Genomic DNA, 22,520 nt, shown 5'->3' with positions numbered 1-22,520 from the left:
GTCATGCGATTCGTCCACCTCGGCTTCGACCCGGATTTCGTCGACTACGAGCAGGCTTGGGCCCGTCAGCGTGAGGTGCACGCAGCCGTCGTGGCGGACGAGGAGCCGGACACCGTCCTGCTCCTCGAGCACCAGCGGGTCTACACCGCGGGCAAACGCACCGAGCAGCATGAGCGCCCACTCGACGGCACCCCGGTGATCGACGTGGACCGCGGCGGCAAGATCACCTGGCACGGTCCCGGGCAGCTGGTGGGCTACCCGATCGTCCACCTCCCCCAACCTGTCGACGTGGTCGGCCACGTGCGACGTCTCGAGGCGATGATGATCGCCGTGGCGGCGGACCTCGGGGTCGAGGCGGTGCGCGTCGAGGGCCGCAGCGGGGTGTGGGTGACGGCCGACGGCCGTGGCCCCGACCGCAAGCTTGGCGCCATCGGGATCCGCGTCAGCCACGACGTGACGATGCACGGCTTCGCCCTGAACTGCGACTGCGAGCTGGCCTGGTCACAGGTCATCGTGCCGTGCGGCATCGCCGACGCCGGGGTCACCTCCCTGTCCGCGGAGCTCGACCGCGACGTCACCGTCGCCGAGGTGCTCCCGTATGCCGAGAAGCACCTGGCCGACGTCCTCGGCTGAGCTGACCAGGCTGACCAGGCTCCCCTCGGGCACCTGGTCAGCCACCCGGACGAGGTATGGCGGTCACGCGCCCTGGCGGCGATACTCCCCTGCGATGTACTCCGCTTGCCGGATCGCGAGCGCGACGATGGTCAAGGTGGGGTTGGCAGCGGCTCCCGAGGTGAACTGGCTGCCGTCGGAGACGAACAGGTTGGGCACGTCGTGGGCCCGACCATGCCGGTCGACCACACCGTCCACCGGCCGCTCGCTCATGCGGCAGGTACCGAGGTTGTGCGTCGAGGGGTACGGCGGGGTGACGATGGTGCGCTTCGCTCCCACCGCCTCGTACACCGCCTGACCCTGCCGCTGCGCGTGCTCGCGCATCGCGACGTCGTTGGGGTGGTCGTCGAAGTGGACGTTGGCCACCGGCAGCCCGTGCTGGTCGAGGACACCGTCGTTGAGGGTGACCCGGTTGTCGGCCTGCGGCATGTCCTCTCCGACGATCCACATGCCGGCCGTATCCCGGTAGGCGTCCATGTGGCTGGTGAAATCGGGGCCCCAGGTGCCCGGCGCCACGAAGGAGGCGAAGAAGGCGGGGCCGAGTGCGATGGTCTGCATGTAGTAGCCACCCGCGAACCCGCGGCTGGTGTCCAGCCTGGACTCGTCCTGGATGCAACCGGCCATGGTCTCGCCTCGGTACATCCGCACCGGCTGGTCGTATTGACCCCACACCGTCGCGGTGGTGTGCCGCATGTAGTTCCGCCCGACCTGACCGGAGGAGTTACCGAGTCCGGCGGGGAACAGCGCGGATGCGGACAGCAGGAGCAACCGCGGGGTCTCGATCGAGTTCCCCGCCACGCAGACGACCCGGGCGCGCTGCCGGCGCAGGGTGCCCTCGCTGTCGGTGTAGAGCACTGCCGTGGCACGACCCCTGGTGTCGTGCAGGATCTGCACTGCGTGGCTGTCCGGCCGGAGGTCGAGCTTGCCGGTCTTCTCCGCCTTGGGCAGCTCGGCCACCAGCGTCGACCACTTGGAGCCTCCCTTGTCCCCCTGGAAGTTGAAGCCGTCCTGGACGGTGGCCGGCCGATCGTCATACGGCTCCGCGTTGGTGGCATAGGGGCCGGTCGCGTAGCGGCGGTAGCCGACCCGCTCCGCGCCGTTGGCGAAGACCTTGTAGTTGTTGTTGGCCGGGAGCGGCGGACGGCCGTGCAGGTGGGAAGATCCCATCTTGACCTCGGCCTGGTCGTAATAGGGCTCCAGCTCCGTCAACGTGATGGGCCAGTCCAGCAGGCTCGCCCCGTCGATGTCGCTGTAGGTGCTGCGGATGCGGAACTCATGCTCCTTGAAGCGTGGGGTGGCGCCGGCCCAGTGGGTGGTGGTACCGCCGACGGCCTTGACGATCCACGCGGGGAGGGTGGGGAAGTCGGTGGCCAACCGCCAGCTCCCGGAAGTGGTGCGGGGATCGGTCCAGGCCATCTGGCTGAAGGCCTGCCACTCGTCGTTGTGGTAGTCCTTGCCGGTGAGGTGCGGCCCCGCCTCCAGGACCACCGTCCTGATGCCCCGCTGGCACAGCTCGTTGGCGAGCGTCCCTCCACCCGCTCCGGAACCGACGACCACCACCACGTCGTCGTCGTCGGCGTCGAAGCGGCTCACGCGCTCGCCTCCTCGATCGAGATCTTGGGCTCGGGCAACCAGTCGAGATCGTTGAATCCCCGGTCCACATAGCCTCCCTTGTCGAAGGAGGGCCCCTCGTAACCGAGCAGATCCCACACCTCGTGGTCGTCGTAGAGCGCGACCACCGCGACGCCACGGACGTTCTTGAAGAAGGCGGCCTCGTGGATCCCGCGCAGCACCGTCAACGCGGTGTCGTCGTCGAGCTCGGCGAACGGCACCTCGCGCAGCTCGTCGAGGTCGTGCAGCCCCTGGATCAGCTGCGCCAGCTGTCGGGGAGCGCCGGCGACGGCGGCGAGGACGGCCTGGGCAGTGCGTTCATACGGTCCGTCCGGAAACGCCTCGTGCGGATACGCCATCTTGAGCAGCCGCACAAGGGTCACCGTGTCGTGGTCGGTCAACAGCGTCATGCCAGAACCTGCCTCTCCTCGCCGCGAGAACGCTGGGCGAGCCGATGACGACCAGTACAGCACCAATCGACTATCGCGTGTTGCGCCCACGCGAACCTCTCGGCAACGGTAGGTTTCCGGTCAAGCGGCTGACGGGCCGCGGTCGGAGCACAACTTTGGGGACCACCGCGATGCCTTCCACCGCCACTGAACTGGCCGTCTCCACCCGAGGACTGCGCAAGACCTATCGCACACGGCGCGGCCGGCAGGTTGCCGTCGCCGGCCTGGACCTCGACGTTCCGGTCGGGGGCGTCCACGGTTTCCTCGGGCCGAACGGGTCCGGCAAGACCACGTCGATCCGCATGCTGCTCGGCCTGATTCGCGCTGATGCAGGCACCATGCGGTTGTTCGACCGCGAAGTCCCCGAGCACCTGCCAGAGGTCGTGGGCCGCGTCGGCGCGATCGTCGAGTCCCCGAAGTTCTTCCCCGCCTTCACCGGTCGCAAGAACCTCAGCCTGCTCGCCGAGGCCATCGGCGCGCCCAGCACGAAGGTCGACGAGGTCCTGGACGAGTCGGGCCTCGGTCACCGCGGCAAGGACCGCTACAAGGGCTACTCCCTCGGCATGAAGCAACGGCTCGCCATCGCCGCGACGCTGCTGAAGTCCCCCGACCTGCTGATCTTCGACGAACCCACCAACGGGCTCGACCCGGCGGGGATCCGCGAGATCCGCAACACCATGCGGTCTCTCGGGTCGCAGGGCCGGACGGTCCTGGTCAGCAGCCACATCCTCGGTGAGGTCGAGCAGGTGGCCGACACGGTGTCGATCATCGGCCACGGCAGGCTCCTGGCCTCGGGTCGGGTGTCGGACGTCATCGGCGCCGGATCGGCGGGCGGCGTGCGGGTCGGGGTGTCCGACCCCCGGGCCGCGATCCAGGTGCTCACCGCGGCGGGCCTCTCGGCTCGGCCGGACGGCCGGCTCATCGCTGTCGACGGCGTCACCGACGGCGCGGAGGTCACCAGGCGACTGGCCCACCACGACCTCTGGGTCAACGAGCTGGTGCCGGTGCGTGCCGACCTCGAGTCGGTCTTCCTGCAGCTGACCGCGGACGACACGCTCGAGGCGGATGCCCGCGCGCAGGTCGAGGAGGTGGCCCGGTGATCCGCCTGGTGCGCGTCGAGCTGCAGCGGCTCTTTTCGCGTCGGCTGACGCTGTTCACGAGCCTCGGCCTCCTCGTCATCACCGCAGTGGTGATCTTCGGGACCGCGCACGACGCGAAGCCGCTGTCCGGCCAGGAGCTGACCATGGCGCAGCAGAGCTTCGAGCAGGCCCAGAAGGACTGGAAGCTGCACGGCGCCGAGATGGTCAAGGAGTGCCGCAAGGCCGAGGCCACGGAGCGCGAGACCGACCCCACCGTCAACTTCGGGTGTGACATGCAAGCGCCCACCTGGGCCAACTGGGGAAAACCCGCCGTCGAGCTGCAACGAGCCCTGCCGGACACCCTCCAGATCGGCTCCTACGCGCTGGCCTTCGTCGCCTTCCTCCTCGGCGCGGGATTCCTGGCCGCCGAGTTCAGCACCGGGTCGATGGGCAACTGGCTGACCTTCGAGCCCCGCCGCCTGCGGGTCTACGGGAGCAAGCTGCTGGCTGCTGGACTTGGGGTCCTGGCGCCCGCGGTCGTGGTGCTGGCCCTGCTCGTCGGGAGCGTCTGGATCATCTGCGACGCCTGGGGCTCCACGGCCATGCCGAAGGGTTGGGGGCCACCGCTCCTGATGGCGTTGCGCGTGCTCGCGCTGACCGCCGTGGCTGCCGTGGCGGGTGCGGCCCTGGGTTCCCTGGTCCGTCACACCGCCGCCGCGATCGGCCTCGCGATGGCCTACCTCGTCCTCGTCGAGGGGATGTTCGTCAACTCCTTCCTGCAGCCTCAACAGCCGTGGCTGCTGCTGAAGAACGTGGAGGCCTGGGTGGCCAAGGGCACGACGTTCTTCCTGGACGAGTGCCGCGTCGACCAGGCCGGCAACTACATGTGCGCCGGGGTGGAGCGGAACGTCTCGTTCGGGCACGGCACGGCATACCTCGCCGTCGCGTGCGGGCTCATCGTGCTGCTGGGGGCAATCCTGTTCCGTCGACGCGACGTGGCCTGAGGCGCGGCCGAGCGGCCGCCCCGGTGACGGGGCTCAGTCGGTGACTTCGTCCGGCGCCTTCAGCGCGACTCCGAGGCCTCGGACGACGCCACATGGACGACGCTCGGGTGAGCCGGCTCGTCATACAGTCGGTCGACGAGATCACTGCGCAGCTCTATCACCTTGCGCTGGTTGACGTATCCCTTGTCGGTGATCTCGCCGGCATCCAGGTCAGGCGGTGCGGTCATGAGCAGGATCCGCTCGATCCGCCCGGCGCGGCCCGCTCCCCTGCCGTGGACCTCGAGTCCGCGAGCGAGGTGGCCCGCGAGCGCCGGATCGACGTAGGCGTCACCGGCCGCAACAGGGTCACGGCCGAGCAGTTTGCGGGTCTCCGCGAGGTTGAGCCAGGCGAGCGCGCACGCCTCGTCCCTGTCCTGGCCCGCGATGACCGCGTCGGACAGCTGCGGCAGCGCCGACAGCAGGGAGGTCCGCAGGGCGCCGACCCGGACGAAGGTGCCGGTGGTGAGCTTGAAGTCCTCGGCGACCCTGCCGCTGAAGAGCAGCCCGGCGTCGGGATCCGCGTCGTCGGCCAGCCGGACGGCGTCTCCCGTGCGATAGAAACCCTCCGTGTCGAAGGCCGACGCGGTGAGGTCCGGTCGCCGGAAGAAGCCCGGTGTCACCATCGGTCCGCGCGCGAGGATCTCGTAGGCCTCCCCCTCGGGGCGAAGGAGCACCTCGGCGCCAGGCAGCGGCACGCCGATGCACCGCGCGTCATCGAAGTCGAAGTGCGCATTCGTCACGGCCGGCGCGGTCTCGGTCAGGCCCCATGAACCGCTGACCGGGATCCGCCTGCCGGTGGTCTTCTCCGCGACGGCTCCGAGCCGTTGGCGCAGGGCACTGGGCAGTGCCGCCGCCGCGTTGAAAAGCAGCCGCAGCCGGGAGAAGAACGCCTCGGCGAACTCCGGGTCGTCCTCGAGCACCGGCACGAGCTGGGCGTATCCGGCTGGCACGTTGAAGTAGATCGTGGGTGGCACGTCGGCCAGGTTGGCCAGGCTGCGGGACAGCGCCGGAGGCCCGCCGTCATCCACGTAGAGGGTGCCGCCGTTGGTGACGACCATGTTCAGGTTGTGGCTGCCACCAAAGGTGTGGCTCCACGGCAGCCAGTCGACGATGACCGGGCGCTCCTCCTCGAGGAAGGGCCACACCTGCCGCATCATCTGTTGGTTGGAGGCGAGCATCCGGTGTGTCGTGAGCACACCCTTGGGTGCGCCGGTGGACCCCGAGGTGAGCAGGATCTTGGCAACCGTCTCGGGCCCGATGCCCTCGAACGCCTGACGCACCTGCGACCCGGCCCCGACCGCACGCAACTCCTCGACGGTCGCGCCCACCGCGCGGTTGCCGCGGCTGGTGATCGCGGGCGTCTGCTGCAGCGTGTCGAGCACGGCGCCGAAGCGGTCGGCATCGTCGGCGAACACCGCACCAGGGGTGACGAGCTCGGCGACCTGCCGGATTCGCGCGTGGTCCTTGGACTGCAGCGAGTATGCCGTGCTGGTCGGCACCACGGGCACGCCGGCATTGAGCGCCCCCAGCATCATCAACAGGTGGTCCACGGAGTTCCCGGAGAGCACGAGCAGCGGCCGACTCGCGCCCAGGCCGAGGTCGAGCAGGCCCTGGCCGATCGACTCCGCGCCGGCCACCGCCTCGCCATACGTCACGGTCCGCCAGTCCCCTCTCCCGTCCCGGTCGGCCACCAGCAGGTGGTCGGCGTCTCGGGACGCCCACTCACGGAGTGAGTGGAGGATCGAGGCGGGATAGGGCCGCAGCTGGTCGGCCGAGCGGAGCAGGATGCTGCCGTCGGGTCGGTCCTCCCGGACGATCCGCGGGGTGGCGTACAAAGTGGTCATGGAGCCTCCTTCGGGGGACTGCCGTCTGCCCCGGGACCTGGTGGAACCCAGATCACGACCCGACGCGTGGTCTGCCCCATCGTGGCGCTGGGAGCTCTGATAGTTGACGTACCGGGCCGGCGACGTCAATGCCTTGTAGCCGTTTTCGTCAGCCCACCGTGAAGATCGACGGGAGCGGCGCGTCGAGGGCGGCTCAGGGTTCGGCGCGGCGCTCAACGCGGGGGTCGTAGGCTGGGGCGGGAGGCACGCCACGATTCGGAGCCTCTCGCACGAGTGACCCGCTGCAACCTCGACTGGCAAGGGAGCCGTCCGTGACCGTCGCACCCGAGGGCCGCCGCATGCTGCGCGTGGAGGCGCGCAACGCCGAGACCCCGATCGAGCGCAAGCCGTCCTGGATCCGGACCACCGCCAAGATGGGCCCGGCCTACACCCAGCTGCACTCCCTGGTGAAGAGCGAGGGACTGCACACCGTCTGCCAGGAGGCGGGCTGCCCCAACATCTTCGAGTGCTGGGAGGACCGGGAGGCGACCTTCCTCATCGGCGGCGAACAGTGCACCCGGCGCTGCGACTTCTGCCAGATCGACACGGGGCGCCCTGCCGAGCTCGACCGGGACGAACCACGTCGCGTCGCCGAGTCGGTCCAGCAGATGGGCCTGCGCTACGCCACCATCACCGGGGTCGCCCGTGACGACCTGCCGGATGGCGGTGCCTGGCTGTATGCCGAGACCGTGCGCAAGGTGCACGAGCTCAACCCCGGCACGGGCGTCGAGATCCTCATCCCCGACTTCAACGGGGTCCCCGACCAGGTCGACCAGGTGATCGACGCCGGGCCCGAGGTGTTCGCCCACAACGTGGAGACGGTGCCGCGCATCTTCAAGCGGATCCGCCCGGCCTTCCGCTACGACCGGTCACTCGCGGTGATCACCCGCGGCAAGGACGCCGGTCTGGTGACCAAGTCCAACCTGATCCTCGGCATGGGCGAGGAGGAGCACGAGATCGAGCAGGCCATCCGCGACCTGCACGAGGCGGGCACCGACCTGCTCACCATCACCCAGTACCTCCGGCCCTCCCCTCGCCACCACCCGGTGGACCGGTGGGCCAAGCCGGAGGAGTTCGTGCACTGGTCGGACCTGGCCGAGCAGATCGGCTTCAAGGGCGTCATGAGCGGGCCCCTGGTCCGCTCATCCTACCGGGCCGGGCGCCTCTGGGCCCAGGCGATGCGCCGCAGCGGCAAGCCCGTGCCGCCGGAGCTGGCGCACCTGGCCGAGGCCGCGGCGGCCTCCCCGGCGCGTCAGGAGGCGGCCTCACTCGTGGGGCGCGCCCTCTCCGACGTATCCTGACCCCCATGGCCCGCAGCAAGAACTCCGAGCAGTCGACCGCGCCCTCGTCCGGGCTCTCGTCCAGGTTCCGGCGCAAGCCGAAGGACCCCAACAAGAAGCCGGGACGGGTCGCGCAGATCCGTCAGATCTACTCGGTCTCCCGCCAGACCGACCCCAACATCGGGTGGTGGATGCTGCTCTCGGCCCTCGTGGTCTTTGCGGTCCTGCTCGTGGTCGGGCTGTTCACCGGGCACCCCTACCTGTTCGGGTTCTTCGGCATCATGTTCGGCCTGATGGTGGCCATGCTGGTGATGAGCCGGCGAGCCGAGCGAGCGGCATACAAGAGCATCGAGGGCAAGGCGGGGGCGACCGGTGCTGCGCTGGGCGCCCTGCGGCGCGGTTGGTACTACGACAAGGAGCCGGTGGCGGCCGAGGCGCCGCGTGGCCGGAACCCGCGTGACCTCGCGAACGCTGCCATGGTCTTCCGCGCCATCGGGCGGCCGGGCGTCGTGCTCGTGGCCGAGGGACCGAAGGGGCCCGCGATCCGCCTGGCCGAGTCCGAGCGCAAGAAGGTCACCCGGGTGACCGGGGGCAACGTGCCCATCACGGTGCTGCGCATCGGCCAGGGCGACGACGCGGTCCCGGTCAACAAGCTGACCAAGCGGATCACCAAGCTCAAGCCCACGCTGACCAAGGCGGAGGTGTCCGCGGTCAACAAGCGCCTCAAGGCGCTGGGCGGCCTCAAGCCCCCCGTGCCCGCCGGCGTCGACCCGACCAAGGTCCGGATGGACCGCAAGGGACTCAAGGGTCGCTGACCCGGCACGGCCCCTGCCCGGCTACCTCAGAGGCGGACGATCAGCGTCCCGGCTGCCTTGTCGTGCCAGCCGCGCCCGTCGCGACCCAGGATCAGCGCAGGAATGACGAGGCAGACCAGGACGGTGCGGACCAGCGCCCGCCACAGCCCGGCGGGATGGCCGTCGAGACGGATCACCCGCAGCCCGAGGACGCGGTGCCCGATGGTGGAGCCCAGCGTGCTGACCAGGAGCAGGTTCTCCACGGCGAAGACCGCCAGCGGCCAGAGGCTGCCCTCTCCGCCGCCGAGCCGGTAACCGAGGAAGCCTGCCGCGATGATGCTGCACAGGACCCAGTCGATGAAGATCGCGATGAGTCGGCGGCCGAAGGTGCCCATCGCGCCTCGCCCCTCCTCGGGGAGCCCCAGGAGCTCGCCGGGATAGGTCGGGGACGGCCGGGCGGAGTCGGGGCGGGGCCCGGCGGCGTGAGGATCTGGCACACACCAAGGTTAGACGCGACGAAACACGGGTGAAACGTTCGGGTCACGACCGAGAAACACGGGCCCGATAGTCTCGCTCCGAGGGTCGGCAGCAGGCGTCGGCGCCATCCACAGGAGGATTGATGTTCAGCAGCCCCGAAGAGTGCCTCGAGTTCATCAAGAACGAGGAGGTGCAGTTCGTCGACGTGCGGTTCTGTGACCTGCCCGGGGTGATGCAGCACTTCAACGTGCCCGCCAAGTCGTTCACCCTGGACGCGTTCACCCAGGGCCAGATGTTCGACGGGTCGTCCATCCGCGGCTTCCAGGCGATCCACGAGTCCGACATGAAGCTGATCCCGGACCCGACAACGGCCTACCTCGACCCGTTCCGCAAGGAGAAGACGCTCATCCTCAACTTCTCCATCGTCGACCCGTACACCGCTGAGCCCTACAGCCGCGACCCACGCAACATCGCGGCGAAGGCGGAGGCCTACCTGGCCTCGACCGGGATCGCCGACTCCTGCTTCTTCGGCGCCGAGGCGGAGTTCTACGTCTTCGACGACATCCGGTTCGAGACCAATGCTCACGCCGGCTACTACTTCATCGACTCCGTCGCCGCGGCCTGGAACACCGGCCGCGAGGAGGAGGGCGGCAACCGCGGCTACAAGCCCCGCTACAAGGGTGGCTACTTCCCGGTGCCCCCGACCGACCACTTCGCCGACCTGCGAGACACGATGACGCTCAACCTCGAGGGGGTCGGGTTGCAGGTCGAGCGGGCGCACCACGAGGTGGGCACAGCCGGGCAGCAGGAGATCAACTACCGGTTCGACACCCTGCTCGGCGCGGCGGACGACGTGATGAAGTTCAAGTACGTCGTCAAGCACACTGCCTGGGACGCCGGCAAGACGGCGACGTTCATGCCCAAGCCGATCTTCGGTGACAACGGATCCGGCATGCACTGCCACCAGTCGCTCTGGAAGGACGGCGAACCGCTCTTCTACGACGAGCAGGGGTATGGCGGGTTGTCCGACATAGCGCGCTGGTACATCGGTGGTCTGCTGCGGCACGCGCCCTCGGTGATCGCCTTCACCAACCCGACGATCAACTCCTACCACCGGTTGGTCCCGGGCTACGAGGCTCCGGTCAACCTCGTCTACTCGGCGCGCAACCGCTCCGCATGCGTCCGCATCCCGCTGACCGGCGACTCCCCCAAGGCCAAGCGGATCGAGTTCCGCGTCCCGGACCCGTCGGCCAACCCCTACCTCGCCTTCGCCGCCCAGCTGATGGCGGGAATCGACGGGATCCGCAACCGGATCGAGCCCCCAGAGCCCATCGACAAGGACCTCTACGAGCTGCCCCCGGAGGAGCACCAGGAGATCCAGCAGGTCCCCGGTTCGTTGCCCGAGGTGCTGCAGTCCCTGGAGGCCGACCACGATTACCTGCTCGAGGGAGACGTCTTCACCGAAGACCTCATCTCCACGTGGTGTGAGTGGAAGCGCAAGAACGAGATCGACCCGATCCGGTTCCGGCCGCACCCGCACGAGTTCGAGATGTACTACGACCTGTAGGCCTCTCGGTGCGCCTGCTCGTCTCCTCGCGTGAGGCGCACCGATGTGGCGCGTGGTGGTTGCTCGTCCACTCAGCGGATGTGGCGAGAGCTCGCGCGGACGATCAGCTCGGTCGAGAGCCTGACGTGGCGAGCGCGCTTCGGGGCGGTGCCCGCGATCCGCTCGGTCAGCAGCCGGGCTGCGGTCGCCCCGATGTCGTAAGCCGGCTGGGCGACCACGGTCAGAGGCGGGTCGATGAAGCGGGCCCACGGGGTGTCGTCGAAGGCGACCAGGCCAAGATCGCGCCCCGGCTTGATACCCCGCCGGTTGAGTTCCCCGAGGGCGCCGAGCGCCATCGTCGCGTTGGCGATCAACACGGAGTCCGGCGGCCTGCGCTCGTCCAGCAGCGACCCCATCGCCTCGCGTGCACTCTCCTCATGGAAGTCTGCGTGCCGCACCAATGACACCGCTGGGCGCCGGCGCGCGTCCTTCACGGCGTCCAGGTATCCCTGCAGGCGCTCTTGGGCAGTGTCGGCCCGCTCCGGCCCGGTGAGGCAGGCAGGGCGCGACCAACCAGTGGCGAACAGGTGGTTGGTCGCATCGCGGGCACCAGCGCGGGAGTGCACCATCACCGAGTCGGCGGCCTTGTGACTCGACCGGTCGACCGTCACCAGAGGGATCGCCGCGTTCACCAAGCGGGACACGTCGCTGCCCCGCGTGTTCGGCGACATGATGACGCCGGCGACCTGCTCCTGCTCAGCGACCCTGAGGTAACGCTGTTCCTTGTCCTGGTCTTCATCTGAGTTGCACAGAAGCACGGAGAAACCCTGACCCTGGGCGACGTCCTCAACACCGCGGGCGACCGCCGTGAAGAACGGGTTCGCGATGTCCGAGATGATCAGCGCCCACACGTCAGTCCGCTGCCGACGCAGGTTGCGCGCCACACCGTTGGGGCGGTAGCCCAGCTCGTCAGCCGCCGCACGGACCCGTTCAGCGAGCGTCGGGTCCACCGTCGTGACGTTGTTGAGGGCGCGGGACACCGTCGCTGGAGAGACACCGGCCCGACGCGCCACGTCGATGAGCTTCGCCAACCCGACCTCCACTTAGTTCAGCCAACTCGCGGCGAGTGAACACCGCTCGGAGACCCTGCCTCCGGCGATTCTTACGTGGCAGCCTACGGCGCGCTGGTGGCCTGACCCGACATACCTGGCGTGCTTCGCTTCGCCGCTGCGGGGTCAGCGGTGCCGCAGGGAACTCTCACGAACGATGAGCTCCGTGGAGAGCACGATGTGACGGGCTCGTTTCCGCGCCGAGCCCGTAATGCGTTCGGTCAGCAGGTGGCCCGCGGTCGCCCCGATCTCATGGGTCGGTTGCGCGACGACCGTCAGGGCCGGATCGGTCAAGCGCGCCCACGGGGCATCGTCGAAGGCCACCAGTCCGACGTCGCGGCCGGGCTTCAGCCCACGCTCGGCCAACTCCTGCAGGACGCCGAGGGTCATCGTTGCGTTGGCGACGAAGAACGCGTCCGGCGGGTCCGGCACGTCGAGCAAGCTCGCCGCCGCTGCCACGGCGCCCGCTTCCTGAAAGTCCGTGTGCCGCACCAAGCCTTGGGTCATCCGTCGTGGAGCACGCGCGATGGCATCAAGGTATCCCTGGAGTCGATCCTCGGCAGTCTGTGCGTAGTCCGGCCCGGTGATACAGGCCGGGCGGCGCCAGCCGCTGTCAAACAAGTGTTGCGTGGCGCCACGCGCTCCTCGCCTCGATTGAACCGTCACCGAGTCAACCGGCTTACGCACGGTCCGGTCGATGGTCACCACTGGGATCGATGCGTCCACCAAGCGAGCGACGTCACTGCCGCGCATGTTCGGGGAGATGATGACCCCCGCCACCTGTTCCTGCTCGGCCACCTGCAGGTAACGGTCCTCCTTGCCCCTGTTCTCGTCGGAGTTGCACAAGAGGACCGAGAACCCGTGCTCTCGGGCGACGTCCTCCACGCCGCGCGCCACCGCGGTGAAGAACGGGTTCTCGATGTCGGAGATGATCAGCGCCCACACGTCGGTCCGTTGCCGGCGTAGGTTGCGCGCGACACCGTTGGGGCGGTAGGCGAGCTCATCGGCCGCTGAGCGCACTCGCTCAGCCAGGGACTGATCGACGGTGGGGACGTTGTTGAGAACACGCGACACCGTTGCCGACGAAACGCCGGCGAGCCGCGCCACATCGACGATCTTGACCACCCACCCTCACGCCCCCGTCAATCGCTCCCGCTCGGGCGTGGGACGGCCTGGATGCGCCTGGGCGGTTGGGTGGTTCACGCAAACTCCAGTCCAGAGGCGTCGTCGGCTCCGGTGATCATCGAGACGATCTCTTGGGGGCGCACCTCGGCGGCCTTCCGCGCGCCGACCATTCTTCCGTGTCGAAGCACCCAGATGGTGTCCATGAGGTCGAAGACCTGGCGCAGGTTGTGGCTCACCATGAGCACGGTGACACCCTGGTCCTTCAGAGTGTGGATGATCTCCTCAACCTTTGCGGTCTCCTGGACGCCGAGCGCCGCCGTCGGCTCGTCCAGGACGATCATCTTCGAACCCCACCCCGCAGCGCGGGCGATCGCCACCCCTTGGCGTTGGCCGCCGGACATCCCCATGATCATGGCCCCCAGGTCGGGGATCTGCACGCCAGTTCGCTCCAGCAGGGCGCGTGCTTCGGTCTTCATGGCCGCACGGTTCAGCACACTGAACGGCCCGAGGCGGAGCAGGTAACGCTCTCTGCCAAGGAAGAGATTGGCAACGACATCGAGGTGATCGGCGAGCGCGAGCGTCTGGTACACGGTTTCGATGCCATGCCTGCGCGCCTCCAGGGGGGAGCGAAAATGCCTTTCCTCTCCCGCGAACCAAAAGCTGCCGTCGTCAGCATGCTCTGCGCCCGTGAGGATCTTGACCAAGGTCGACTTCCCGGCACCGTTGTCACCCACGAGCGCGACGTGCTCACCGGCGTCGACTTGCAGGTCGACACCCTGAAGGGCTTGAACACCACCGAACCGCTTCGAAATGCCCTCTACCTTCAGCATCGGCTCGGTCACGCTGGCATCCTGCGAATTCATCAGTTCCATACGCTCTCGATTCGGTGCCTCACTTCATGTGCACGTATTTCAACCACGGGTCGGACGACTTCAGCGGCGGGTTGGTGCAGCTGGGCGCCAGAATTGCCTTCATCTGCTGCTGGTTCATGTTCTTCGTGGTCACGACGTAGACGCCGGTGTCCTCCTTGGTGACGGCGACGCCCTTGCGGATGTGTTCGACCGCTGCGACGACCGAGTCGAAGCCCATGCGGAAGGGGTTCTGCACGATCAGTGCAGTGATTTCGCCCGAACTCAGCGCCTTCACCTCGTCGGGTGCTGCGTCCCACCCGACCATGACGACCTTGCCCTTGAGGTTCCGCTGGGAGACCGCATGCGAGGCGCCGATGACTCCCGGTTCGTTGGACGCGAACAATCCGTTGAGGTCCGGGTTCGCGGTCAGGATATTGTTCGTGACGTTGAGCGCCTGGTTGGCGTCGCTCTGGTCGGCCTGGTCCGAGACCAGCTTCAGACCGGGGTACTTCTTCAAGCCCTCGATGAAGCCTTGTTTGCGCTGGTCGTTGGTCATCGAACCCGGTTGAAACTCCAGCAGAGCCACCTTGCCGTGGCCGTGCAGTGCGGTGTTCATCAACTTGGCCACCTCCTTGGCACCCTGGACGTTGTCGGTTGCAAACAGCGGGACCGTTTGGGGCGTTGTGCCGGAGTCAATGTTGTAGACCGGGATCTTTGCCTGTTGCGCCTTCTGGGTCACCGGCACCAGAGCCTTGGCATCGGTCGCCGCATAGATCAGCGCGTCCACGTGGCGGGAAAGGTAGCCGTTGAGCATGTTGATCTGGCCGGTGACGTCAGTCTCCGCGGAGACCCCGTTCCACTCGATGTTCACGTTGCCCAGCTTCTGGGCAGCGCACTGGGCTCCAGCCTTGACGTGGGTCCAGTAGTCGAACCCCACCGCCTTGGGGATCACCGCCACGTTGAGCTTCTTGCCAGCTGATGCCGCGCCGGCGGCGCCGCCCGCGCCGCTGGTCGAGCTCGACGATGTGGATGACCCAGGCGCACTGGACGTGGAGGAACTCGCCGAGCTCGGGCCATTGCTGCAGCCGGCCATGGCTACCACCGGGATGGTGAGTGCCACCAACCACCAACGGCTCTTCTGTGTGTTCATGGAGACCTCCTCGATTGTCGGGCTGTTAGGTCAGGCACCTGTCATCACGTGACGTGGGCGCGTTCGGTGATCCGCTGTCGACGGAACTGGTCCCAGCTGACGGCTATCCACACGACGAGGCCGATGATGACGTCTTGCCAGTAGATATTGACGTTCAACAAGACGGACCCGTTGCGGATGAACTGGATGAGAAAGGCACCGATGATCGCACCGGAGACGGTCCCCTGCCCGCCAAAGAGGCTGGCGCCCCCGATCACGGCAGCCGCGATCGCGTCGAGCTCCAGACCGACTCCGAAGTTCGGCTGCCCGGACGAGACGCGGGAGGCTGCGATCATCCCACCGAAGCCTGCGAGGAGTCCCTGCAGGACGTACACAAGGACCAGGTACCTGCTGGCCGGGATCCCCATGAGGCGCGCTGCCTCGTGGTTCGAGCCGATGGCGTAGGAGTACCGCCCCAGCTTGGTGCGAGTGAAGATGAAGCCGAAGATGACGATGACACCGATGAGACAGATAGCCGGAATCGGGATCGGACCGGCATAGCCCTGACCCAGGACATTGAAGCCGACGGGCAGTCCGTAGACCGCAACCGCGCCGGTAGATACGAATGTCAGGCCCCGAGCGACCCCCATCATCCCCAGGGTGGCAATGAACGGTGCCAGCTTGACCCATCCGACCAGTCCGCCGTTGACGAGTCCGGCCGCTCCACCGATGAGTACCCCTACGACCGTCGCCAAGGGCCATGACAGGTGCGCATCGACCATCAGCATGGCGCCCAGAACTCCGGCGAGTGCGGCGATCCCCCCCCCCACGGACAGATCGATGCCCGCGGTGACGATCACCAGTGTCATGCCAATCGCGATGATCGCGGTGACGGCCGCCTCGACCACGACCTCGCTCAGGTTGTTGTAGGTAAGGAAGTTGGGCGAGAGCAGCGACAGCAGGACGAAGATCACCAGGAGTGCGCCCAGCGCGGCCACTTGGGAGATCACATCGGCGAGGCGGCGGCGTACTAACCCCCACGGCCCACCGACTGCGGCGGCACCCGGTTGCTTCCCGAAGTCACCGGTACGGCCATCTGGGCGGCCCGCGGATGAACTCATCCGACGTCAATCCTCGTCATTTGGCACATGGCCGAAGCCGCCCGTCGCGTAACTCGCTGCGCACATTCCGCTCCATCAACAGGAACTTCACCGCTTGGCTGGCCGGCTCGCACAAGCCCGTGTCAATCGCTCCAGAAATCGTTATCTGCAACGGTAAATCGGGATCCGCACCACTGTCAACGCAAACATGGGTTCGATTGAGGATTCAATCGCGCGGGCTGGGTCAGAGGGTCACCTCTCCGCACAGGTGCACCGGCACGCCGAGTGCGTCGAACATGGCGGCCTTCGCGAGCAGACCCTTGTCGGCGGTGTCGGCGTCGGGAGCGTAGACGACCGTGATGTGGTTGGCCCTGTGCCGCGCCATCATCTGGTTGCGGGTGACCCCGTGCAGCACCGCGTGCATGACTGGCCACTGTGGGTTGGTGGCCTCTAGCCGCCGCTGGGTCTCCTCCCAGGGGAGTTCGACAACGGTTGCGCGTCCGAGGTCGGTGTGCAGGCGGCCGCCAGCGAGGAACACTCGCGACCAGACGATCTCCCCCGGTTTGGACACGCCGCTGAGTGTGCCTCCGCCGAGTGGGAAGAACATCGGTGGCTGTCGCATGCTCCAAGACTTGTCGTAGCCGCCGTTGTGCGAGGCTGGAACCGATCCGGAGATCTCGAAGACCCAGACGTAGTCGTCACCGTATTGCTCGCCCCAGCGGATGTCGTGCAGGGTGGTCGCGGGGTTCAGACCCATGGCGGTCCAGATCCGGTTGGTCACCAGGGAATCCACGGCGACCCCCTCGTCGACCTCATTGAAGTGTGGCAAGGGACGGCCGGCATACAGCTCCCGTGAGCCGTCCCGGGATCGTACGGGTGGGCGGTATGGGTCGTTGAGCAGCCCCTCGGCCAGGTCGCTGGCGGGCACGACGTCCTTCAGGCCCTGCTGGTACTGGATGCCTACCGCGTCCAGGCCGAAGTCGTCGGCGATCCGCATCGCGGCGACGTACATCGCGCATTGGCTGTGCAGCTGGGCATCGGTCAGCTCGGTGGCCTCGTCGGTGCCGGTGCGGAAGTCCAGCCCGGCCCCCTCGAGCCAAGCCCGGACGGCCCGCGCCTCGTCGTCGGCGACCTTGCCCATCTCGACCACGAGGGCGCTCTGGGAGAGCCGCTCCTTGTAGATGCCCAGGGGGTTGAGCAGCTCGTCGTCGAAGATGGCGTTGTACATCCCCATGCAACCCTCGTCGAAGATGCCCATGATCGCCTTGTCGGCGCGCAGCTGCTCAGCCAGCGCCCGACCCAGCTGCACCTCGGGACCATCCGACAGGGCGGGAAGGTCACGCACATGGCTCTGGTCATGGACCAGCTCCCCCGTCTCCAACCAGGTGCGCAATCCATCCAGCGCCCACTCGTCGGTGAAGTCCTGGCTCCACAAGGCGGAGTAACCCACCCCAGCCTTGGTCAGGCTCGCGGTGAGGTTCAGCAGACCCACCAGGCCGGGGAACTCTCCCATCCAGTTGGCCACCACGAGGAGGGGACCTCGGTGCGTGCGCAGTCCGGCCAGGACGTGATGGCTGTACTGCCACACCGCCTCCACGACGATGAGCGGTGCATCCGGGGGCAATTCCCGAAACACACGTATGCCGGCTGCCTGGCTGTCTATAAAGCCGTGCCCCTTGGCCTCGTCGACCGCGTGGCCGCGCCGCACGGACCACCCGAGCGACTCCACCGCCCGAGCCAGGTCGGCCTCTAGCTTGCGCTGGGCGGGCCAGCAGGTCTGGTTCGCCGCCGGCCGCAGGTCGCCGCTGGCGACCGTGTAGACGGTGTGCGGCTCCGCGACGGTTCGTGACGTCGGGGCGGGCATGGTGTAGGTGGACATGTGAGGCTCCTTGTCCTCTGGGCGGCGCGCAGGCGGTGACCGGCCCGATCGACGAGCACGCCCTCGGTGCTCGAGCCGCCGGTGTTCACGCGGAGGGCGGCCGACGCTCCCACAACGGCACACTGCCAGAAATCGTTTTCATACGTCAAGGTTGGCGTCGCTCAGCGTTCTGGCCGGAGCCGCAAGCCCTGCATGCCACCGTCGACGGCCAGATCGATCCCCGTGGTCGAGCCCGCGGCCGGGCTGGCAAGGTAGACGACTGCCTCGGCGACCTCGTCGGCCGAGACCAAACGGCCATGGGGCTGCCGCGCGTTCAGCGCGGCACGCTCGGCCGCGGGGTCGGACGCGTGCTCGAGCAACCGGCCGATCCAAGGGGTGTCGGCGGTGCCGGGGTTAACGCAGTTGACCCGGATCCCGTCGCGCAGGTGGTCGGCGGCCATCGCGCGAGTGAGCGCCAGGACTGCCCCCTTGCTCGCGCTGTAGAGCGCTCGCTGCGGCAGCCCGGCAGTCGCCGCGATCGAGCAGGTGTTGACGATCGCGGCCGCCCTGGAGTTGCGCAGGAAGGGCAGGCAGGCACGGCTCACGCGCACCATGCCGACAACGTTGACATCGAGCACGCGAGACCATTCCTCATCTGAGTTGTCCTCGACCGTGCCTTGTGCACCGATGCCCGCGTTGTTGACGACGATGTCGATGCCACCAAGCGCCTCGGCCGCCTGCCCGACGGCTCGACGCACCGATGCGTCCCTGCTGACATCGGCGATGAGCGAAACGACCCCGTCGCCGCTGCTCCCTTCGGGGAGAGGGTGTAGGTCGAGAACCGCGACAGCGGCGCCCTGCTCGCGCAGCAGCCGGGCCACCGCGGCACCGATGCCGGACGCACCGCCGGTGACCACTGCCGACATACCGCCGAACGGGGTGGGCATGCCTACTCCTTACCCGCTGGCTCGTGAATGAATCGATCGGTGGCATCAGCCACCGGCCGGCGGCCAGGGCGGGGCGGGGTTGCTGGCCGACGCACGCGAGGGGATAGGTCCCGCCTCCGTTGACGGGTGATACATCCGCTCTCTACGCTCAGGGACAACACGGCCCGTCATTCGTGAGGAGCCCCGTGAGCGCCATTACCGCACTGCAGACCCATGACGTGCGGTTCCCCACATCCCTTTCGCTGGCCGGTTCGGATGCGATGAACCCGGACCCTGACTACTCGGCCAGCTACGTCCAGGTCTGCACCGACGCCGACGACGGTCTGCAGGGGCACGGCTTCGTCTTCACCATCGGGCGCGGCAACCAGGTCGAGGTAGGGGCCATCCAGGCGCTCGAGGATCACGTTCTCGGACGCAACGTGGAGCAGACGCTCGCGAACATGGGCGGCTTCTGGCGCGACCTGGTGCACGACTCCCAGCTGCGATGGCTGGGACCCGAGAAGGGCGTTATGCACATGGCGATCGGCGCCGTGGTCAACGCCCTGTGGGACCTGAAGGCAAAACGCGCCGGGATGCCCCTGTGGCAGCTGCTGTCCTCCATGACCCCCGAGCAGCTGGTGGACCTCGTCGACTTCCGCTACCTCACCAACGTGCTCACCCCGCCCGAGGCACTCCGGCTCCTGCGACGCACCGAGCCCGGGCGCGCCGAGCGGGTCCGCACGCTGCTTGAGGTGGGCTACCCGGCATACACGACGACGCCGGGATGGCTCGGCTACGACGACAACAAGCTCGTCCGCCTGTGTCGCGAAGCGGTCGACCAGGGCTTCACCCTGATCAAGCTGAAGGTCGGCGCAGACCGCACAGACGACGTCCGGCGCCTTGGCCTGGCGCGGCGGACGCTCGGGCCGGGGGTGCGCATCGCCGTCGACGCCAATCAACGCTGGGAGGTTGCTGAGGCCATCAGTTGGCTCAGCGAACTCAAACCGTTCGACCTCGCGTGGGTAGAGGAGCCCACCAGCCCCGACGACCTGCTGGCTCACGCTGCGATCGCCCGGGGCATCACCCCGCTACCCGTCGCCACCGGTGAGCACATGGCCAACCGGGTGATGTTCAAGCAGTTCCTGCAAGCAGATGCGTTGCAGGTCCTGCAGATCGACGCAACCCGGGTCGCCGGGGTGAACGAGAACGTCGCGGTCTTGCTGCTCGCTGCCAAGTTCGGTGTGCCGGTGTGCCCCCATGCTGGCGGGGTAGGGCTCTGCGAGGCCGTGCAGCACCTGTCGATGTTCGACTTCGTCGCCGTCTCCGGCACGATGGAAGGCCGCGTCATCGAGTATGTCGACCATCTGCACGAACACTTCATCTCACCGGCCCGGGTCGAGAACGGACGCTACGTTGCCCCGACGACCCCCGGCGCCGGAACCGAGATGCTCGCCGCCTCTCTAGCCGAATTCCGCCATCCCCGTCATGCCTGAGTTCCAACTACCGCGGCTGTCGTACGGTGCCGCCAACATCGGCAACCTGCACCGCGCTCTCACTGACGACGCCGCGTGGGAGTTGCTGGAGACCGCGTGGGAGTGCGGCGTCCGCTATTTCGACACGGCTCCGCACTACGGCCTCGGGTTGTCCGAACGACGGCTCGGCGCCTTTCTCACCACCAAGCCCCGCGATCAATTCGTGCTCTCCACCAAGGTCGGCCGCCTCCTCGTTCCCAACGACCGGGGCAGCGACGCGCTCGACCTCGCCCACGACTTCATCGTGAGCACGCACCTACGCCGAGAGTGGGACTTCTCCACCGACGGCATTCGGCGCAGCCTCGAGGAATCGCTGCAGCGCTTGGCCCTGGACCGGGTCGATATCGCCTACCTGCACGACCCTGAACGCTTCGGGCTGGCAGCCGCCCTGGACACCGGCGTGCCTGCTGTCACCCAGCTCCGCGAGGAGGGCTTGGTCACGGCGGTCGGGATCGGTTCCATGTCGAACGAGGCCCTACTCGCCGGTGCGCGCACCGGCTGCCTGGACCTGCTGATGGTCGCGAGCCGCTACACCCTCACCGACCAGAGCGCCGCCGAGCAAGTCCTGCCCGAGGCCGTCTCACACGGACTGCCCGTGGTCGCCGCCGCCGTATTCATGTCAGGGCTGCTGGCGACCGATCCGCCCAACGCCGACGGCCTCTACGAGTACGGCGCGGTGCCAGCCGACGTGCTCGAACGCACCCGTGCCATCGCGCAGGTCTGCGCGCAGTTCGGCACCGACTTGCCCACCGCGGCGCTGCAGTTCCCCCTGCGTCATCCGCTGGTGCGAACCGTCGTGGCCGGCGGCGCCACTCCAGAGCAAGTGCGCCAGAACTGGCAGCGCACCGTCACCCCGTTGCCGCAAGACCTGTGGGAGACTCTCGCGAACGCCGGTTTGGTGACGGTATGACGAGCACTCACCGAATCCTCGACGCCCACCTGCACGTGTGGGACCTGTCCGTCAGCGACTACGCCTGGCTGACGCCCGCCCACGGCCGCCTCCGAGCCAGCTTCACCCCCCAGAAGGCCCGCCGCGAGCTGACAGCGGCCGGCGTCGATGCCGCCATCCTGGTCCAGGCCGAGGATTCCGAGGGCGACACGACGTACCTCCTCGACGTGGCCAGTCACCAACCTTGGGTCGCCGGCGTCGTCGGATGGATCCAGCTCGACGACCCAGAGCGAGCCGAGCAGCAGCTCGCCCGTTGGACCGTTCACCCAGCCTTCTGCGGCATTCGGCACCTGGTCCACAACGACCCCCGCAACGACTTCCTCGATCTGCCGAACGTGCGCCGGTCCCTGGCAATGGTCGCCGAGCTTGGTCTGCCTTTTGATGTCCCTGACGCCTGGCCCCGCCACCTTGAGAGGACCGTCTCCCTCGCGCGCGCCGTGCCCGAACTGTCCATCGTCCTGGACCACCTCGGCAAACCTCCCCATGACGCAGTAGGGCAAGGCCGGTGGCGCCTTTGCCTGCGCGAACTGGCCGCGTGCCCCAACACCACGGCCAAGGTCTCCGGCCTGCAGGCGCCCGGGCAACCCTTCACTCCCGAGGTCATCCGCCCGGTCTGGGACACCGCAGTCGAGTTGTTCGGCCCCTCCCGATTGATGTACGGCGGGGACTGGCCCATGACGACGGACTTCGGCGGATATCCCGCTGCGTTGTCCCTCGCCACAACCTTGGCAGAACAGCTTTCCCCCAGAGAGCGCGGGCAGCTCTTCGCCGGCACCGCAGAGCGGGTGTACCACCGAACTGTCCTGGAAGGAGGCGACCAGCGGGCATGAGCAGCGCTCCGGCCGCCCCCTGACCCACCACTCACGCCATACCGAGGTCTCGATCCTTCTCCCGAGGTCGTCATGGTAGGTGGGCCCTACCGCTCGGTTATCGACGAGCTGCTCCGGTCAGTCGGCCGGCGTGACCACAGCCTTGAGACATGTCGGGTCCGAGATGGCGGTGAGCGCGTCGGCATACTCCCCCAGCGCAAAGCGATGGGTGATCAGCCCGGCGGTGCGGACGCGTCCGGAGCGCAGCAAGGCCAACGAACGGTCCATGCAGTTCACC

Annotated in this window: 21 protein-coding genes; 9 read left to right on the top strand and 12 right to left on the bottom strand. The window is 67.9% G+C overall.

Features of this window, described 5'->3' with window-relative positions:
- Positions 1 to 3: 3 nt before the first annotated feature.
- The gene (lipB, locus tag FCN22_RS03910; protein ID WP_137120206.1) at positions 4 to 633 is read left to right on the top strand and encodes a lipoyl(octanoyl) transferase LipB; all 630 of its coding nucleotides are present in this window, start codon (positions 4 to 6) and stop codon (positions 631 to 633) included.
- Between the two features lie 63 nt (positions 634 to 696).
- Here the strand turns inward: lipB and FCN22_RS03905 are convergent, their stop codons facing one another.
- Complete coding sequence (locus tag FCN22_RS03905) at positions 697 to 2,265, bottom strand: GMC family oxidoreductase (protein ID WP_137120205.1); 1,569 nt, start codon at positions 2,263 to 2,265, stop codon at positions 697 to 699.
- Entirely contained in the window at positions 2,262 to 2,693 is a 432-nt protein-coding gene (locus tag FCN22_RS03900) for a hypothetical protein (protein WP_202911381.1), read from the bottom strand. Before FCN22_RS03900 ends, FCN22_RS03905 begins: the two co-directional genes overlap by 4 nt.
- A 170-nt stretch (positions 2,694 to 2,863) precedes the next feature.
- Between FCN22_RS03900 and FCN22_RS03895 the strand changes: the two genes are divergently transcribed.
- Both FCN22_RS03895 and FCN22_RS03890 read left to right on the top strand, forming a co-directional pair.
- The gene (locus FCN22_RS03895; RefSeq protein WP_137120204.1) at positions 2,864 to 3,832 is read left to right on the top strand and encodes an ATP-binding cassette domain-containing protein; all 969 of its coding nucleotides are present in this window, start codon (positions 2,864 to 2,866) and stop codon (positions 3,830 to 3,832) included.
- On the top strand, positions 3,829 to 4,815 hold the full coding sequence (locus FCN22_RS03890) for an ABC transporter permease subunit (RefSeq protein ID WP_162308126.1): 987 nt from the start codon (positions 3,829 to 3,831) through the stop codon (positions 4,813 to 4,815). Before FCN22_RS03895 ends, FCN22_RS03890 begins: the two co-directional genes overlap by 4 nt.
- Before the next feature lie 59 nt (positions 4,816 to 4,874).
- Here the strand turns inward: FCN22_RS03890 and FCN22_RS03885 are convergent, their stop codons facing one another.
- Entirely contained in the window at positions 4,875 to 6,698 is a 1,824-nt protein-coding gene (locus tag FCN22_RS03885) for a feruloyl-CoA synthase (protein WP_137120202.1), read from the bottom strand.
- A 311-nt stretch (positions 6,699 to 7,009) separates the two neighbouring features.
- Between FCN22_RS03885 and lipA the strand changes: the two genes are divergently transcribed.
- Positions 7,010 to 8,038: a lipoyl synthase gene (gene lipA / locus FCN22_RS03880; RefSeq protein ID WP_137120201.1), complete on the top strand. Its 1,029-nt coding sequence runs from the start codon at positions 7,010 to 7,012 to the stop codon at positions 8,036 to 8,038.
- Positions 8,039 to 8,043: 5 nt separating this feature from the next.
- Positions 8,044 to 8,832: a DUF4191 domain-containing protein gene (locus tag FCN22_RS03875; RefSeq protein ID WP_137120200.1), complete on the top strand. Its 789-nt coding sequence runs from the start codon at positions 8,044 to 8,046 to the stop codon at positions 8,830 to 8,832.
- 26 nt (positions 8,833 to 8,858) lie between these two features.
- On the opposite strand, the gene FCN22_RS03870 is transcribed toward FCN22_RS03875, so the two are convergent.
- Positions 8,859 to 9,308 carry an RDD family protein gene (locus tag FCN22_RS03870; protein WP_238384497.1) on the bottom strand — a complete coding sequence of 150 codons (450 nt, stop codon included), beginning with the start codon at positions 9,306 to 9,308 and terminating at the stop codon, positions 8,859 to 8,861.
- Between the two features lie 122 nt (positions 9,309 to 9,430).
- Here FCN22_RS03870 and glnA point away from each other — a divergent pair, with 122 nt between their 5' ends.
- Complete coding sequence (gene glnA / locus FCN22_RS03865; RefSeq protein WP_137120199.1) at positions 9,431 to 10,855, top strand: type I glutamate--ammonia ligase; 1,425 nt, start codon at positions 9,431 to 9,433, stop codon at positions 10,853 to 10,855.
- Positions 10,856 to 10,926: 71 nt separating this feature from the next.
- Here glnA and FCN22_RS03860 read toward each other — a convergent pair whose 3' ends face one another.
- From FCN22_RS03860 to FCN22_RS03830, 7 genes are all read right to left on the bottom strand, one after another.
- Positions 10,927 to 11,925: a LacI family DNA-binding transcriptional regulator gene (locus tag FCN22_RS03860; RefSeq protein ID WP_137120198.1), complete on the bottom strand. Its 999-nt coding sequence runs from the start codon at positions 11,923 to 11,925 to the stop codon at positions 10,927 to 10,929.
- 144 nt (positions 11,926 to 12,069) lie between these two features.
- Positions 12,070 to 13,068, bottom strand: a complete 999-nt coding sequence (locus FCN22_RS03855) for a LacI family DNA-binding transcriptional regulator (RefSeq protein ID WP_137120197.1) — start codon at positions 13,066 to 13,068, stop codon at positions 12,070 to 12,072.
- A 74-nt stretch (positions 13,069 to 13,142) separates the two neighbouring features.
- Positions 13,143 to 13,940 carry an ATP-binding cassette domain-containing protein gene (locus tag FCN22_RS03850; RefSeq protein ID WP_137120196.1) on the bottom strand — a complete coding sequence of 266 codons (798 nt, stop codon included), beginning with the start codon at positions 13,938 to 13,940 and terminating at the stop codon, positions 13,143 to 13,145.
- A 19-nt stretch (positions 13,941 to 13,959) separates the two neighbouring features.
- Positions 13,960 to 15,069, bottom strand: coding sequence for an ABC transporter substrate-binding protein (locus tag FCN22_RS03845; RefSeq protein WP_137120195.1), 1,110 nt, complete (start codon positions 15,067 to 15,069; stop codon positions 13,960 to 13,962).
- Between the two features lie 44 nt (positions 15,070 to 15,113).
- Positions 15,114 to 16,169 (bottom strand): ABC transporter permease, encoded by a 1,056-nt coding sequence (locus FCN22_RS03840; protein ID WP_137120194.1) that lies wholly within the window; start codon positions 16,167 to 16,169, stop codon positions 15,114 to 15,116.
- A gap of 223 nt (positions 16,170 to 16,392) precedes the next feature.
- Positions 16,393 to 18,027, bottom strand: a complete 1,635-nt coding sequence (locus FCN22_RS03835) for a fucose isomerase (RefSeq protein WP_137120193.1) — start codon at positions 18,025 to 18,027, stop codon at positions 16,393 to 16,395.
- Between the two features lie 161 nt (positions 18,028 to 18,188).
- Positions 18,189 to 18,953: an SDR family NAD(P)-dependent oxidoreductase gene (locus FCN22_RS03830; RefSeq protein WP_202911380.1), complete on the bottom strand. Its 765-nt coding sequence runs from the start codon at positions 18,951 to 18,953 to the stop codon at positions 18,189 to 18,191.
- Positions 18,954 to 19,138: 185 nt separating this feature from the next.
- Here FCN22_RS03830 and FCN22_RS03825 point away from each other — a divergent pair, with 185 nt between their 5' ends.
- Genes FCN22_RS03825 through FCN22_RS03815 form a run of 3 tightly spaced genes read left to right on the top strand, consistent with a single transcriptional unit; the run spans position 19,139 to position 22,243 of the window.
- On the top strand, positions 19,139 to 20,425 hold the full coding sequence (locus FCN22_RS03825; RefSeq protein WP_137120192.1) for an enolase C-terminal domain-like protein: 1,287 nt from the start codon (positions 19,139 to 19,141) through the stop codon (positions 20,423 to 20,425).
- Positions 20,418 to 21,374: an aldo/keto reductase gene (locus FCN22_RS03820; protein ID WP_137120191.1), complete on the top strand. Its 957-nt coding sequence runs from the start codon at positions 20,418 to 20,420 to the stop codon at positions 21,372 to 21,374. Before FCN22_RS03825 ends, FCN22_RS03820 begins: the two co-directional genes overlap by 8 nt.
- Entirely contained in the window at positions 21,371 to 22,243 is an 873-nt protein-coding gene (locus tag FCN22_RS03815; RefSeq protein WP_137120190.1) for an amidohydrolase family protein, read from the top strand. Before FCN22_RS03820 ends, FCN22_RS03815 begins: the two co-directional genes overlap by 4 nt.
- A 117-nt stretch (positions 22,244 to 22,360) precedes the next feature.
- On the opposite strand, the gene FCN22_RS21555 is transcribed toward FCN22_RS03815, so the two are convergent.
- Positions 22,361 to 22,510 carry a hypothetical protein gene (locus FCN22_RS21555; RefSeq protein WP_162308125.1) on the bottom strand — a complete coding sequence of 50 codons (150 nt, stop codon included), beginning with the start codon at positions 22,508 to 22,510 and terminating at the stop codon, positions 22,361 to 22,363.
- Positions 22,511 to 22,520: the final 10 nt, after the last annotated feature.

Source organism: Segeticoccus rhizosphaerae (assembly GCF_005222685.1).
In the GTDB taxonomy this organism is placed as follows: Bacteria; Actinomycetota; Actinomycetes; order Actinomycetales; family Dermatophilaceae; genus Segeticoccus; species Segeticoccus rhizosphaerae.
Note: the sequence above shows the minus strand (reverse complement) of the source record. Positions and strands in the feature narration are given on the sequence as shown.